Genomic DNA, 13,593 nt, shown 5'->3' with positions numbered 1-13,593 from the left:
AGGCTGCGGTGCGGGGGATGACGCTTCGTGCCCGGCGAACAAGATCGCCCAGCCCGGAGCTGCCTACAATTCGCCGGATCGTCGGGAGGACGACATGAGCTCCTCGGCCGTGATGCGTTCGAGTTGCTTGTGCCGGGTTTCCGGGCCGAAGGCGATGAGGGCGATCATGGCCAGGGCCATCGGGATGACGCCGACAGCGGCGGTCACTCGTACGGAAGGGATCGCGACGGCGGTGACCACCAGGGCCAGGATCAGCACGCCACCGGCCTTGGTCGCTCCAGCGGACAGACCGCTGGTGCGGGCGCGGATCACGGTCGGATAGATCTCCGCGGTGTAGGCGGCGAGCACGGCGTTCAGGATGCTGATTCCCCATACCGGCACAACGAGCAGGACGTACAGCAGAGTGCGGTTGGCGGCCACCTGATCGCCCAGCAACGCGAAGGTGGCGAGGGAGCCGCCCATCACCGCGGTCACGAGGATGATGGTCTTCTTGCTGCTCCAGAATCCGTACAGCAGCGCGATCGGCAGGCTGAACGGGAATCCGATGATCGCGGCGTTACGGAGGATCTCGCTGGCGTTCACCTCGGAGAAGCCGAGCCGCTGGAGGTTGGACGGCATCCACTGCTGGAAGCCGTACTGGGTGGTGCCGATGCTCAGGGCCAGCAGGACGACGACGACGGTCAGGCCGAGGAACGGCTTGCTGAACGCCAGCCGGGAGCCGCGTTCCAGGTTCTGCTCGACGGCGAGCTCGGACGGCGTCTCGACGATGGTGGCGCCGTATTTGCGCATGACGGACTGGGCCTCCTCATCGCGGCCCTGCTTGATCAGGAAGCGCGGCGACTCCGGGATCCAGCGGTTCAGCAGCAGCAGGATGAGACCGGTGGGAAGGCCGATCAGCCACAGCAGGCGCCAGCCGAGCTGGTCCGGCGCGGCCCAGGTGGAGGCCAGCCAGCTCACGATGATGTAGGCGCCGGCGATGTCGCTGCCGATGAGCACGATCATCCAGCCGCGATGTCTCCTCGGTACCGTCTCCGAGAGCAGCACGAAGGTGAGGGGCAGCATGCCGCCGACGCCGAGACCCATGACGAAGCATGTGATCAGGTTCATCCAGAACTCGGGCATGGTGCCGCACGTCGACGTCGCGATGAAGATGATCGCCGCCAGCAGGATGGACGCCCGTCGGCCGATGCGATCGCCCAGCCATCCCCAGATGAACGAGCCGATCATGGTTCCGGAGATGCCGGCCAGCGGGTAGAGGCCGATCGGCAGCGCGTCCGCCGTCGGGTTCAGCGGTCCGCGCAGCCCGTACTCCGCCGCGGCGCCGGGCGCGAGGAACGCGAAGGCGGTCGGTTTCATCACGTCGATCGTGATGGCGGCCGCCATGACCAGGAGCAGCCCGATGTGGGCGGGCCTGATCGGCGCGTCGTCGAGAGGGGTGATGCTCACCTTGCTCAGCTCGGGCCGGCTGCCTCGGGACTTCGGGAACAGGCTGTAGGTGGTGATGCCGACGCCGATGAACAGCAGGACCATGCCGACGGCCATCTCGGTCGTCACGGGCATGCCGGCAAGGTGATAGCGCATGTCATGGGCCATGAAGTAGCTCGGCAGCTGTAACAGCACGCCGACCGTGGTGATCGTTACGCCGGACCAGAACGCCAAAGGATGTTCGTACGAGGCAGATCTCACGTCAGTACCCGCTCCTCATCAGGAGGCGCTTGTCCGGTTTGCCGTTCGGCGCCGTCGGCGCCTCGTCGATGACGGTGATGGTCGCCGGTACGCATGCGTCACCGAGTCGCTCGCTGACCAGTGTCCGCAGCGAGGCGAGGTCGAGGGCCCGGCCCGCCACTGGTACCACGAATGCGTGCACCGCCTCGCCGGTGTCCTCGTCCGGGGCGCCGATCACGTACGCCTCCGCGATGTCAGGGGAAGCGGCCAGGACCCGCTCGATCGGACCGGCGTAGTAGAGGTTCGCGTTGACGATGATGACGTCCCGCGTCCGCCCGGCCAGGTACAGTCGCCCGTCCCGGTCGAAGTGGCCCAGGTCCCGGGTACGCACCCACCCGTCGATGAACACCTCCGCGGTCTGCGTCGGTTCGGCCCAGTACCCGATGGCCTGGGAGGGTGTGCGGACGTACAGCTCGCCGTCGACACCGGGCGGGACGGGCCTGCCGTCCGCGTCCCGGATCACGACGTCGATGACGTCGGGCGGGAACCCGACCGAAGGGGCGACATCTGACGGCCTGGCCATGGAGATCGTGCCGGTCTCGCTCTGCCCGTAGCCCTGGAACACGATCGGGCCGAGCACATCGAGTGCTTCGCGGAGCCGGGACGCCTCCAGCGGTGACCCGGACACCATGAGCGCCCGCAGGCTGCTCAGGTCGGCCGGAGCGCTACGCTGCGCGGCGACGAGTTTGTACAGGCGGGGCACGGTGATGACGCTGGCGGACGCCCGATGTCTGGTGATCGCGTCGGGAAACACGGGCGGGTCGGCGACGACCATGGTCCCGCCCGCGGCAAGGGTGAGGACACCGTACTCCATCATCACTTGGCTGCTCAGCGACCCGAATACGAGGTAGCGCCGCAGGCGGGACGCCAGTTCTCGGATCGCCGGCGGCCACGCCGCCGGGCGGGCCGTCCACGCCGCGTTCAGCGCGGCGTAGGTCTGTGCGCATGCCTTTGGTGTGCCGGTGCTGCCGCTGGTGTAGACGAGCCGGGCGACGTCGTGCGGGTGGCCGGACAGGTGCAGCGGACCGTCCTCGTCGGGTGCGGCCAGCAGCTCGGAGACGGTCAGGGTGCGCGGAGCGTGCTCCGGCCCGGTGGCCGCGTCGGTCACGACCGCGGCGACGTCCTGGTGGAGCACGTGGCGCAGTTGGCCGTCGGACAGCCCGGGCCGCACACCGACGACCCGAGCCCCCACGACGTAGCCGGCGATCATCGCGGCGAACGCTTCGGCAGTGACGCCCAGCAGCATGGCGAGGCCGTCCCCTGGCCCGATGGCCGCCGCGCGCAGTCCGGTGGCCATCCGCCGGACGAGGTCGAGCATCTGCGCGCCGGTGACGGTACGGGCACCATGCTCGAAGACGGATCGGTCCCCGGCCGCGCCAAGGAGGTCCAGGATGGAACGCGGGTAGGGTTCAGCCGGCGTCGGCAAGGCACTCCTTGACGAAGACGGCCAGGGGCTGCTGGTGCACCGCCGGCAGGTTCCACTGGTTGTCCAGGTTCTCGGCGAGGTGGTGGACGCCGGTCGGCGTCCCCTCTCGGTAGTGCCGCACCACCGGGTGCAGGTAGTTCGCGTCGTGAGCGTTGGCGACGTCGTTCTCGACGACCCTCCGGATCGAGATGTCGAACGGGTCGACGGCGTCGTGATCCTTTCCGTACTCCAGGGTGACGACGAACGTGTGCCGGGCACGGCCGAGGCCGCCGTCGGCGGCGTACGCCACCGGGACCTCCTCCTGGTACAGCGCGGTGTCGCCCTCAACGGTGACCACGTCTCCGAGCACGCCGAACTGCTGCCACAGCGCGGAAGAGCGGTTGACCCGGGCGATGATCGCGTCGCTGATCGCCTCCGGGGTCGGCTCGACCTTCCTGGCAGGCCAGGTCCCACCGTGGTAGCGGGTGGCCAGGATCCGGTGGAGCGCACGCACCCCATAGCGGAAGCCGTGGATGAACCCGCTCGTGGACTTCTTGAAATCGCGCTGCTGGGTGAGCGTGCCGGCGAAGTACAGACCGGGCACGGTGGTCGACTCATACGCTGACGTCTGCTCGGGGAAACGGTCGTTGATGACCAGCGCCGGCCGGCAACTGTCGTCGAACGCCGAGGCGTCGAACCGGAAACCGGTGCACACGATCACCCGGTCGTAGAACAGCTCGCGCAGCGCTTCCACGGTACGGGCGTAGCGGAACATCACCCGGAAGCGACCGTCATCACGGCGTTCGATGCTTTCCACCGTGCCGTCGAGGACCGAGTTCTGGGACTTCAGCTGGTAGCTGTCGAGAAAGTTGTTGTTGACCGCGCGTAGGTGCCCGACGAAGTGCGACTGCCAGGCCATCTTGATGGAGTGCGGCCCGGCGACGTGGATGACCGCGGCCTTGTCCATGAGTGCCTCGGCGGTCTCGAACCCCGAGTTGCCCTTGCCGATCACCAGGACCCGCTGGTCGACGAAGGACGCCGGGTCGGTCTCGAACGTGTCGTAGCGTTCTGCGGCCTCGATGCCGGGGATCGGCGGGATGTACGGCTGGGAGACGCCGGTGGCCACGACCAGCCGCCGGCCCCGCCATGAACGTCCACCGAGGTCGACGGCGGTGAACCCATCGTCGTCCCGGCTGATCCGGGAGACGTGGGTGTCGTAGTGCACCCGGACGCCGGTCGCCGACGCGAAGTCGGACAGGTAGCGCACGAGATCGTCGGCCTGCGGGAAGTACAGCTCGCTGTACCGGGTGAACAGCAGCTCCGGATCGTCGCTGAGCAACGAGTTCCAGTCCATCCGCAGCCGCAACTCCGGGTCCTCATACCCGGTGTGCACCTTGTTGATGGAGATCAGCTGGCGGTGCCGTGGGAACCGGGTGAAGAAGGTACCCGGCCCGGCTCCGCGTTCCAGGACGACATAGTCGTGACCGCCCAGTTCCAGCAGCGCGGCGAGCTGCAGCCCGGCCGGTCCGGCCCCGATGATCAAATAGTCATGAGCCATGATCCGGAAGCTACGGACGGATTCTCAGAGGATTCTGAGAATTCACCGCCTATGGTCCAGGCATGCCCGCCGTCGAAGGCTCCATCAACCTCAGCGCCCCGCTGCGCTCCGCCGACCTGCACCGCGCCGCGACACCGGTCTCCGTCGTGGTCGACGAGGCCGTCCGCGGCCGCGTCGAGCGCGGCCGTGACCATCTGCGCGGCGTGCTGAAGGAGGAGGAACGCCCGGTCTACGGCGCGACCACCGGCTTCGGCGCCCTGGTCGGGTTCGCCGGCCGGGACGAGGAGGCGGACCAGTGCGACAACACCCTGGCCCACCTCGGTGCCGGGCAGGGGCCGGATCTGGCCCATGACGTGAGCCGCGCCGCGATTCTCGTGCGCGTGTGGTCTCTCGCCCAGGGACTGTCCGGGGTGTCGGCTCACGTGGTCGACGGGCTGGCCGCGATGTTCGCCACGACGTTCGTTCCGGTGATCCCACGCTACGGTTCGGTCGGCGCGAGCGGAGACCTGATCCCGCTCGCCTATGCCGCCCAGGCATTGCGTGGCCGGGGACAGGCGTCTGTCGACGGCCGGCGGATGCCCGCCGCCGAGGCGCTGCGCCATGCTGGGTTGACCCCGTTGACGCTCGACGGCCGGGATGCCCTCGCGCTCGTCAACGGCACCTCCCTCACCACCGCCGCGACCGCCCTGGCCCTGGACAGCATCCGGTCCTCCCACCGCGCGATACAGGCGCTCACCTGTCTGCTGGTCGATCTGCTCGGCTGCGACCCGGGCTTCCTCAACCCGCGTCTGCTCGACGCCTATGGCCATCCCGGCGCGATCGACGTCGCCGACGGCATGCGCAAGACCCTTTCCGGGATCATCCCGACCCGCACACGTGCGCTGCAGGAGCCGTACAGCATCCGCTGCTCCCCGCAACTGCTGGGCGCCGCCGAGGACGCCCTGCGGTACGTCGACGGTGTCGTCGAGGCCGACCTGTCCAGCGTCAGCGACAACCCGCTGTTCTTCCCCGACGACGACCTGGTGGTGCACGGCGGTAACTTCTTCGGGCAGCCGGCCGCGTTCGCCGCCGATGTCCTGGCGATGGTCACCGCTCAGCTCGGCAACCTCACCGAGCGGCAGCTCGACCTCCTCGTCGACCCGGCCCGCAATGGCGGGCTCCCCCCGATGCTCGCCGCCGGGCCCGGCCGCCAACACGGGATGCAAGGCGTACAGCTCGCCACGACCGCGTTCGTCGCCGAGATCCGCCGCGCTGCCGTTCCGGCCGGCATGCAGAGCCTGCCGACCAACCTGCACAACCAGGATGTCGTGCCGTTCGGTACCCAGGCCGCCCTTCGCGCCTATGACATGGCCGCCCTGCTGCACCTGCTCTGCGGCTCGCTGGCGGTGGGACTGCGGCAGGCAGCGTACGTCGGCGCCCGCCGCCCCACGGCCCCAGGCTGCGCGGCACTCCTCGACGCCCTGGTCGAGGCGATCCCTCCCGTCGATCCCGACCGCCCGCTGGACGCCGATGTCCGCAAGGCCGGTGGGTTGCTCACCGCGATACTCCCCTGAAGTCCTGCCATCCTGTGCGGCAGAGCCCCGGGGATGACGGACGGCGCTTCGTCTCGCATTTGCAGGGCAACTCCCACGAGTCAGTTGCCGACCAGGTCGCGCCGCTGGAAGGCGGTGACACCGGCCAGAACGAGCGCCAACGCGACGGCGGTCAACCAGAGCAGCGGCGCGGCGCTCACCTCGCCCCCGGGCACCTGGGGGGCGAAGGGCGACAGAGGGCGTCCACGAGTACCACGGTTCCGTCGGGGCCACGGAAGGTGGTCTCCAGCACCAGGGTGTCGTCCAGATACCTGCGGGTGATCTCCGTGGGCCGGGTGGGCCGGATGGACCAGTGCCCGGCGTTCTCGTCGAGCAGCCGGGCGAAGATCGATGGGCTGTCGAAGCGCGGCATGCAGAGCCAGTCCACCGAGCCGTCGGAGGTGACCAGGGCCGCGGATCGGCAGTCCCCCAGCAGGGCGTGGTCGCTGATCGGCCTGGTGCTCAAGGGCGCCTCATCCACTCGGCGAGGATCGCGGGGCTTGCGGTGGGCGAAGGCGGGGCCGTCGCGGCTCAGCCGCGGCCTTGTGTCGGCGCAGCCGGATGGCGTACGCGAGTGCGGATCCGGCGAAGAGCACGCCGGTGACCAGCAGCCAGCGGCCGAGGTACGGGCTCGCGTCCAGCGCCGTTGACCGGTGGTAGTTGCCCTCGGCCAGTCGGAGGATGAGGGGGAACCAGATGAGGAACAGCAGACCGGACAGCGCGACCGGTATGCGCAGGTAATTGATCGGTGGCGGCCAGGTGGGGGTGCCGGACGGTCGCCGGCGGCGACGCCACGGCCGCCGTTGCGCGGCGACGTCGGCGAGGGCGTACAGCGGGTACAGCAGGAGGTCGTGGATGATCGCGGCGCCGACGAACCACACCAGGAAGCCGATCCAGATGCCCGCGGCGACGACACGACTCGCGGCGTATCCGGCCAGGGCGAAGCAGGCGAGCAGCGCCAGCAGGTGCAACGGGTCGGCCCCATAGCGGCTGGCCATCCTCCTGCGGATCCGGGAAGGCATGTCGTCACTCATTTCGCCGTCGGATGGAAGCTGAGTTCGCGGACCCATTTCGTGTTGTGGACGCCTGGGGCGTTCGGGACGATGATCCTGGCGGGATAGCCGTGGTCGAGGGACAGATCGGCGCCGTTGACCCGCAAGGCGACCAGGGAGCGGGGGTCGGCCACCTGACCCGCGCTCAGCGACGCCCGGCTGAAGGAGCCGCCGCGTTGCAGGGATTCGACGAGCACCTCCGCCGTGCCGGGCACCACCCCTGCCAGCCGGGCCAGATCGGCCAGCCGTACGCCCGTCCACGACTCTTCGGTGGACCATCCCTCCACGCACGCGATCGGCAGCGCGTAGGTGTGCAGCGGCATCGCCAGCAGTTCGGCGCGGCTCAGGCGCGCCGGATGCGGTCCGGCCAGCTCCAGCCTCCATGCCGGGCCGGTGTCCGCCAGATGGACACCCATGGCGGTGGCGGACTTGTTCACCTGGAAGTCGTTGGCGCCGGGGCCGTAGACCCGTCCGTGCGGGGCCAGTAGCGCGGTGCGGCGCAGCGGTCCGTCTATTGTCTGGCCGACGGACAGGCCGAGGGTGAGCAGCGAGGCGCTGCCCACGAAGGCGAGCACGCCTCGCCGGGACATGGTGGGCTCCGCCGGAGACGGGGGAACCAGGCCATCGGGATCGGGTGGCTCCGGCCGGGTCTCTTCCAGCCTGGTCCGCAGCTCATGGAGCAGGCTCCGCGAGCGCAGCGATCGGATCATCTTCGGCAGCTCGAAGGCGACGTGGACGACGAAGGCCGCGAGGAAGATCCACGCCCCGTACAGGTGGGCCGGGTAGAAGGAGAATGGGAAGACGTAGAAGAGCTGGATGTTCAGGATGCCGGTGACGAACTCGAACACCGCGCCGCCGACGAGGAGCAGCAGGCTGGCACGCTCCACGGCTTCGGCGGGGGAGCGGGCCGGTGGCCAGGTGAACAGCTTCGGTATCACCGACCACAGCTAGGACGGCCCAGCCGAGTTTGGCGCTGTCTTCGATCCAGCGGGTGTCTTCGATCGTTTCGTCTTGGGGCACGCCGTAGTGTTCGGCCAGGGTGATCAGGTCCCATCCCGCTTCGCGGAGCAATCTGGGGACTGCGACCCGGCCGAGGCTGCGGTCGACGAAGAACTTACGCGGCTGTTCGAGTGGCGACACGCAGGACGTCCTCGATCTCGTCGCGGGTGAGCCCGTATTCCTCTGCTACGACGTCGACGGGTTCACCGGCCCGAAACAGATCGATCACGTCTTCGAGCTTGGCGCCGCCGTGGGCGAACCGGGGCCGACCGAAGGCATGGTCGGCGTCGACCGTGACCTTGGCGACGCGGTATTGCGGGAGGGTGATCACCTGGGCGTAGCCATCGTGGGCGAAGTCCACCCGGCGCAGGTAGCTATCCACGACCTCGGTGAAGACGCGTTGGTTGTTGCGGACGACGACCAGTTCGCGCGCCGAGTCGTCGCCGACGTTCTCGGCGTAGTCGTAGAGGACTTCGGCGCCGTCGGTGAAGAGCCGGCGGCTGGCAAGGGCGTGTTCCAGGCCGAGTTCGCGCTGGAGTGCGTCGATCTCCGGGCGGATGCGCTGGAGTGGCACGCCTGCCTGCCGGAACGTGGCCAGGGCGTATCCCTCGGCCAGTCCGATGAAAGGCACCGAGGCCTCGTTCGGCCGCCCCGCTCGAACGGCAGTGATGACCGGCTTGGCGTGAACGGCTCGGCCGTCACGTTGGCGGCGCTGGTAGCCGAAGGCCCAGGTGGTGAAGGTGGAGGCGGGGATCGAGAGGTAGCCGGCCGCTTCGGCGATGCCGTACAACGGTGTGGCGAACCGATCGATGGCCATGCCCACCTCCTGGGTCCACGTCGTTGAGCCCCTCTATCATGCATCATCGCGGCGCCTTAGGCGCCCGGAATCTGCACCGATGAAGTGGACGGGGCGTTTATTGAAGCGGCTCGTATCCGCGCCGCGATCATGGCCCCGGGAAAGAGGTATCCGGCGTGATTCGGATTCCTGAGGGTCCGGGAGCGAGGTGGTGGCGGGTCCTGCTCCCTGCCAGCTCATAGCCAGCAACAGGGGGTTGACTGCATAAATGGTATTTCGTGTGATTTGGTCATTTATCGTCTTCTGTGCATATGGCTTCAAGGCTATATGAGTGGGATTTCTCGTGTGTGCTGATGTGGGTTCGTTCATTCTGAGCGAGTGCCTTCAAATCCGACGAGGTCGGGGAGAACCAGGACGCTGCCGGGTACACGTGGGGACGGGTTGCTGGCGTGGGTGGAGCGGTCGCGGAATCGGCCTACGGCGCGGCGCGGGGGGTGCGTTGCGGTTCGCCTCCTACGGCCGGGTGTCGACGGAGGATCATCAGGATCCGGTGACGTCGCGGGCACGGCAGCGGGCTCAGGCCGAGGCGCTGGTGGCGGGGTCCGGCCGGATCGTGGCGGAGTTCTTCGACGTGGGGAGAGCCGGGTACTGCCCTGGTCAAGGCGGACGCAGGCGGCTGCGCTGGTACTGGCGATGGCCGATCCGGATCGGGCCTTCGACGCGATCGTGGTGGGCGAGTACGAGCGTGCGTTCTACGGTAATCAGTTCAGCCTGATGGCTCCGTTGTTCGAACACTACGGTGTGCAGTTGTGGCTGCCGGAAGCTGGTGGCCGGGTCGATTTCCAGGCCGAAGGCCACGAGCGGTTGATGGTCGAGCTGGGAGTGCAGTCGAAACGGGAGATCACCCGGACACGGATCCGGGTACGGACGGCGATGGCCGCCCAGGTGAGCGTGCAGGGCCGGTATCTGGGCGGGCGGCCGCCGTACGGGTATCGGCTGGTGGACGCGGGACCGCATCCCAACCGGGCGCACGCGGCGTGGGGCCGCCGCGCGCATCGGCTGGAGCCGGATCCGGCGACCGCTGAGATCGTGAAGTGGATGTTCGGCCGGCGACTGGCTGGGCATAGCCTGGCGCGGATCACTAGTGCCCTGAACGACATGGACATCCCCTGCCCGTCGGTGGCGGACCCGCAGCGCAATGCGCATCGGAGTGCCGAGCGGTGGACACTGACTACGGTCCGCGCGATCCTGGCCAGTCCCCGCTACACCGGTCATGAGGTGTGGAACCGGCAGCCGTCGGCGTACGACCTGATGGACACGTCGAATACCGGCCTGGGTCATCGTCAGGTTCAGCGGTGGAGTCTGCCTGAGGACTGGGTCATCTCTGAGCGGCCCGCGCACGAGGCCCTGGTCAGCCAGAGTGACTTCGTCGCCGTCCACATGAGCGGCCAGACGGTCGGCGACGTCATCGCCAACCGCGCCGAACAAGCCGGGCTCGCCGAAGCCCCGGACGCGCATGACTTCCGCCGCACGTTTACCGGCGAACTCCTCGACGCCGGCGTGGACCTGGCCACCGCGCAAGCCCTACTCGGGCACGCCTCCCCGGCCACGCCTCCCCGGCCACGACGGCGCGCTATGACCGGCGGCCGGAGCGGGCCCGCCGCGCGGCCGTCGACAAGCTGGCCACCCCGGACGCCGTACCGCTGCCGGGCGCTACGTCCCGCCGCCGGAAGTCCGCGCCGGGCGGGTGACCATTAGCCAGCCGCCCGCACGGAATGTAAACGCTAAGCAATTACGACTGGCATTGGAGGATCACTACCGCTCGGTGACAGCTTGCTGCCCCGAGAACGTGAGCCAGCGGATGGGCGGTGGCAGACATGGAGTTGTTTCGTGCCCGCCGGCCTGGCCGGTGGCCTCGCCCCGGTGACGGCCTGCCAGTCTCCGTACGACTAGTGCGAACACGGATAGTGAAGTTATGATTGCTTTATGTAATTCTTAGCAGGTGAGCGGCACGGCCTTAGCTTTGCGCGCTCTCCATGTACAGACCCTGAAAGGTGGATCAAGCATGCGCATGATCACTGGACTGCGCGTCCTGATCGCGGGAGTCGCGGCAGCAGCCGCCCTGCAGGCCCCCCTCACCGTCGCCAGCGCCCAGACCCACTCAGCACCGGCAGCCGGGAACCACTGCGGTATGCACCCCCTGGGCAGCTATTGGCTCGACGGCCACTACGGCTACTACAACGGCGAGATGCACGTGTGCCGGGACGGCGTGCTCGTGAGGTTCTACTGACTTCCTCCCGATCGCATCAAGCACAGGAAGCCCGCATCGGTCTGCCGACCGGAACCTGTGACGTCGCCCGCCTAGCGCACCGGCTGCATCAGTAGCCGGCCAGTCCGGACGAGGACAACTCCAAGCACCCAACGCACTCCTTCTGTTGCAGTACGTGACGACGGGGCGTGGGCACGACCCCACCAGGCACAGGAGATGCCAATGCGACGTATCACCCCCCAGATCGCCGCCCTCGCAGCGGTCGCGATGATCGCCCTGGCCGCACCCGCCCAGGCCCAGCAGGCCGACGCGGCCCACCGCGCCACCGCCTCGGAGGCCTACTTCGAGTTCACCGACATCACCCAGGAAACGGCCGTCCTCAAGCTCACCGACCCCGCCAAGATCCAGCACGCCAGAGACCTGCTGAGCGGCGCGACCACCAGCGAGCCTCACATCATCGGCAGGATCATCAAGCGCCCCGCCCCCTACAACTGGCGCTGGAGCTACCACTACAACCCCGACACGGTCGACTTCTTCGACTTCGCCATCGAAGTGTGCGACGCCACGATCCCCTACGTCGAAGAGCACCTGGACGAAGCGGGCGGCCCCTTCCTTCCCGGCCTCATCTGGTGCCCCTGGACCTCACGCCTGGTACGAGAGATTCCCGAACCGTAAGCTCCCGCGCTTGCGGCCTGCCGGCGACGTACATCGCAACGGCCGCAGCGCCATGGTGAACGACGAAACCCAGGGCTGCTGATGTGCAGCCCTGGGTTCTTTCACACCATAGATTCAGCCGGTTGGCGCAGAAGCCAGGCAGGCGTACCAGGTCGACTCGCCATAGTGCGAGCGACGCCCGTTGTAATTGGCGTCGACTCCATGCCGCACTTCCGAGATTCCGCACCCCAGGGTCACGGAGACGCTCCGGTTCACTTCCTTACGAACATGATCGACTGATGGCCGGTTTCACCCGTATCTCGGAACCGCCAGTTAACCGGAATGGTCCCCTCCACCCCTACAGGCCGCCGACCTGGACGGGGATCTTTGGATGCTGGCGACGGTCGTTTCCGGGGTGTCCGGCAGGATCAGGTCGACGGGGTTTTGCAGTTGGTACAGGCCGCTCTTGGGCGAAACGTGGTGAGGGTGCCGATCAGTTTGGCGGGATCCTTCGTGGTCAGGACCAGGGATTCAGCCGCTCGCCGCATGGAGCTCTGCGCGGCGTTGGCGCCGCCGCCGCAGGCCGCGCGCTCGAAAGTGATGTTGAGCTTCAGCGGCAGGTCATGCCGGGCGGGGAAGGGCGTCGCCACGCCCTGCTTGACCAGTTCGCCGATCGGCGTGCCGTCCAGGCTCGCCATGACCTTGCCGAATGCGGAGCTGGTGCCGGACAGCTCGGCGCTGGTGACCGTCATGGGCAGGGAGAGCGGGTGAGCCGGGCTTGGCAGGCCCGCCTGGAGGGAGACGCTGCCTTTCAGGCTGATGGTGTGGGTCTTTTTGTCGCAGGTGAACGTCACTTGCTCGGCGCTGAGGCTGAGCCTGAAGCTGTCGCCGGGGGTGGGGAATCGGCTGCGGAGGCGGCGGGGCCGGCCAGGGTAAGCGTGAGGGCCGTGGCGGCGGCAAGGGCGCTGGCGGAAACGGGTGAACATGGCGTTTCCTCACGTCGGAGGGGGCGGTGAGGGAGGGCGGGGTTCCCTCCGTCCTGCGGGCGGACTCTGCGTGTTCGTTCTCCCCCACCCCACTGACACACGATGTAGCTGTTAAGTTACAATTTGCAGTCAGTGGCGGTGCATCCCTACCCCCCGTCCGCCTGCTGGCCGCGACGGCGATCAGCGTGGCAACTGCACACCGAACCGCTACTGATCGTTCCATTCCTCCCGAGGGCCGGACCCCCGAGGCTTGTGGCCTGGCGTAATGGTCAGGGCGGTGGCGGGGCGCTTTCTGGGTAGGGGGTGCGCATGATTTCGCTCATGGACAAGGTGCGCGCGTACCTGTGCCGCCCGCGCAAGCGGGACGTCGAGAAGGTCAAGCGGGTGGCCGGGGATCCGCACGCCCAGCAGAAGGCTCACCACTTCTTCGACAAGGTCCGCTCGCGGCGTCACCACCACTGAGTGTCGCGTTTTCTGCCCGCACCGGCTCCGGCGCGGCGCGGGGTGATCACCCTTGCGCCGAGCAGGTGTTCCAGCAGCGCGAGCCCCTCGACTTCGGTCGGCGGCGGGTTAGTCGT

At 68.1% G+C, this 13,593-nt stretch carries 14 protein-coding genes and 1 pseudogene; 5 read left to right on the top strand and 10 right to left on the bottom strand.

All coding sequences use genetic code 11. From position 1 onward, the window contains the following. Positions 1 to 63: 63 nt before the first annotated feature. From LDL49_RS47530 to LDL49_RS47520, 3 genes are read right to left on the bottom strand one after another with little or no spacing between them, the layout of a single operon-like run. Positions 64 to 1,686, bottom strand: coding sequence for an MFS transporter (locus tag LDL49_RS47530; RefSeq protein ID WP_225301549.1), 1,623 nt, complete (start codon positions 1,684 to 1,686; stop codon positions 64 to 66). A gap of 1 nt (position 1,687) precedes the next feature. Then, entirely contained in the window at positions 1,688 to 3,151 is a 1,464-nt protein-coding gene (locus tag LDL49_RS47525; RefSeq protein WP_225301548.1) for a class I adenylate-forming enzyme family protein, read from the bottom strand. After that, a complete protein-coding gene (locus LDL49_RS47520; protein WP_225301547.1) occupies positions 3,135 to 4,688 on the bottom strand; it encodes an NAD(P)-binding domain-containing protein in 1,554 nt (517 codons plus the stop codon). Before LDL49_RS47520 ends, LDL49_RS47525 begins: the two co-directional genes overlap by 17 nt. Before the next feature lie 62 nt (positions 4,689 to 4,750). Between LDL49_RS47520 and LDL49_RS47515 the strand changes: the two genes are divergently transcribed. Continuing rightward, a complete protein-coding gene (locus LDL49_RS47515) occupies positions 4,751 to 6,241 on the top strand; it encodes an aromatic amino acid ammonia-lyase (RefSeq protein WP_225301546.1) in 1,491 nt (496 codons plus the stop codon). 80 nt (positions 6,242 to 6,321) lie between these two features. Here LDL49_RS47515 and LDL49_RS59890 read toward each other — a convergent pair whose 3' ends face one another. The 6 genes and pseudogenes from LDL49_RS59890 to LDL49_RS47490 form a co-directional block, all read right to left on the bottom strand. Beyond that, on the bottom strand, positions 6,322 to 6,435 hold the full coding sequence (locus LDL49_RS59890; RefSeq protein WP_504854024.1) for a hypothetical protein: 114 nt from the start codon (positions 6,433 to 6,435) through the stop codon (positions 6,322 to 6,324). After that, on the bottom strand, positions 6,417 to 6,725 hold the full coding sequence (locus LDL49_RS47510) for a trehalase-like domain-containing protein (protein WP_225301545.1): 309 nt from the start codon (positions 6,723 to 6,725) through the stop codon (positions 6,417 to 6,419). The genes LDL49_RS59890 and LDL49_RS47510 overlap by 19 nt, the downstream gene beginning before the upstream one ends. 7 nt (positions 6,726 to 6,732) lie before the next feature. Continuing rightward, the gene (locus LDL49_RS47505; protein WP_225301544.1) at positions 6,733 to 7,281 is read right to left on the bottom strand and encodes a hypothetical protein; all 549 of its coding nucleotides are present in this window, start codon (positions 7,279 to 7,281) and stop codon (positions 6,733 to 6,735) included. Positions 7,282 to 7,289: 8 nt separating this feature from the next. Beyond that, complete coding sequence (locus LDL49_RS58815) at positions 7,290 to 8,249, bottom strand: molybdopterin-dependent oxidoreductase (RefSeq protein ID WP_225301543.1); 960 nt, start codon at positions 8,247 to 8,249, stop codon at positions 7,290 to 7,292. 19 nt (positions 8,250 to 8,268) lie between these two features. Next, positions 8,269 to 8,451, bottom strand: a pseudogene (locus LDL49_RS59495) (PIN-like domain-containing protein); the annotation flags it as partial. Beyond that, entirely contained in the window at positions 8,426 to 9,127 is a 702-nt protein-coding gene (locus LDL49_RS47490; RefSeq protein ID WP_225301542.1) for a DUF433 domain-containing protein, read from the bottom strand. The gene LDL49_RS47490 and the pseudogene LDL49_RS59495, both read right to left, overlap by 26 nt. A gap of 672 nt (positions 9,128 to 9,799) precedes the next feature. On the opposite strand from LDL49_RS47490, the gene LDL49_RS47485 reads away from it, so the two are divergent. The 3 genes from LDL49_RS47485 to LDL49_RS47475 all read left to right on the top strand — a co-directional run bounded on the left by LDL49_RS47485 (position 9,800) and on the right by LDL49_RS47475 (position 12,050). Continuing rightward, a complete protein-coding gene (locus LDL49_RS47485) occupies positions 9,800 to 10,864 on the top strand; it encodes a recombinase family protein (protein ID WP_225301541.1) in 1,065 nt (354 codons plus the stop codon). Between the two features lie 307 nt (positions 10,865 to 11,171). Then, positions 11,172 to 11,396 (top strand): hypothetical protein, encoded by a 225-nt coding sequence (locus LDL49_RS47480; protein ID WP_225301540.1) that lies wholly within the window; start codon positions 11,172 to 11,174, stop codon positions 11,394 to 11,396. A 201-nt stretch (positions 11,397 to 11,597) separates the two neighbouring features. Further along, positions 11,598 to 12,050, top strand: coding sequence for a BP74-related protein (locus tag LDL49_RS47475; RefSeq protein ID WP_225301539.1), 453 nt, complete (start codon positions 11,598 to 11,600; stop codon positions 12,048 to 12,050). Between the two features lie 407 nt (positions 12,051 to 12,457). Here LDL49_RS47475 and LDL49_RS47470 read toward each other — a convergent pair whose 3' ends face one another. Next, positions 12,458 to 12,883, bottom strand: coding sequence for a hypothetical protein (locus tag LDL49_RS47470; RefSeq protein WP_225301538.1), 426 nt, complete (start codon positions 12,881 to 12,883; stop codon positions 12,458 to 12,460). Between the two features lie 453 nt (positions 12,884 to 13,336). Here LDL49_RS47470 and LDL49_RS47465 point away from each other — a divergent pair, with 453 nt between their 5' ends. Next, positions 13,337 to 13,477 (top strand): hypothetical protein, encoded by a 141-nt coding sequence (locus tag LDL49_RS47465; RefSeq protein ID WP_225301537.1) that lies wholly within the window; start codon positions 13,337 to 13,339, stop codon positions 13,475 to 13,477. Positions 13,478 to 13,593: the final 116 nt, after the last annotated feature.

The sequence above is a fragment of the Nonomuraea aurantiaca genome, from assembly GCF_020215705.1.
Lineage (GTDB): Bacteria > Actinomycetota > Actinomycetes > Streptosporangiales > Streptosporangiaceae > Nonomuraea > Nonomuraea aurantiaca.
Note: the sequence above shows the minus strand (reverse complement) of the source record. Positions and strands in the feature narration are given on the sequence as shown.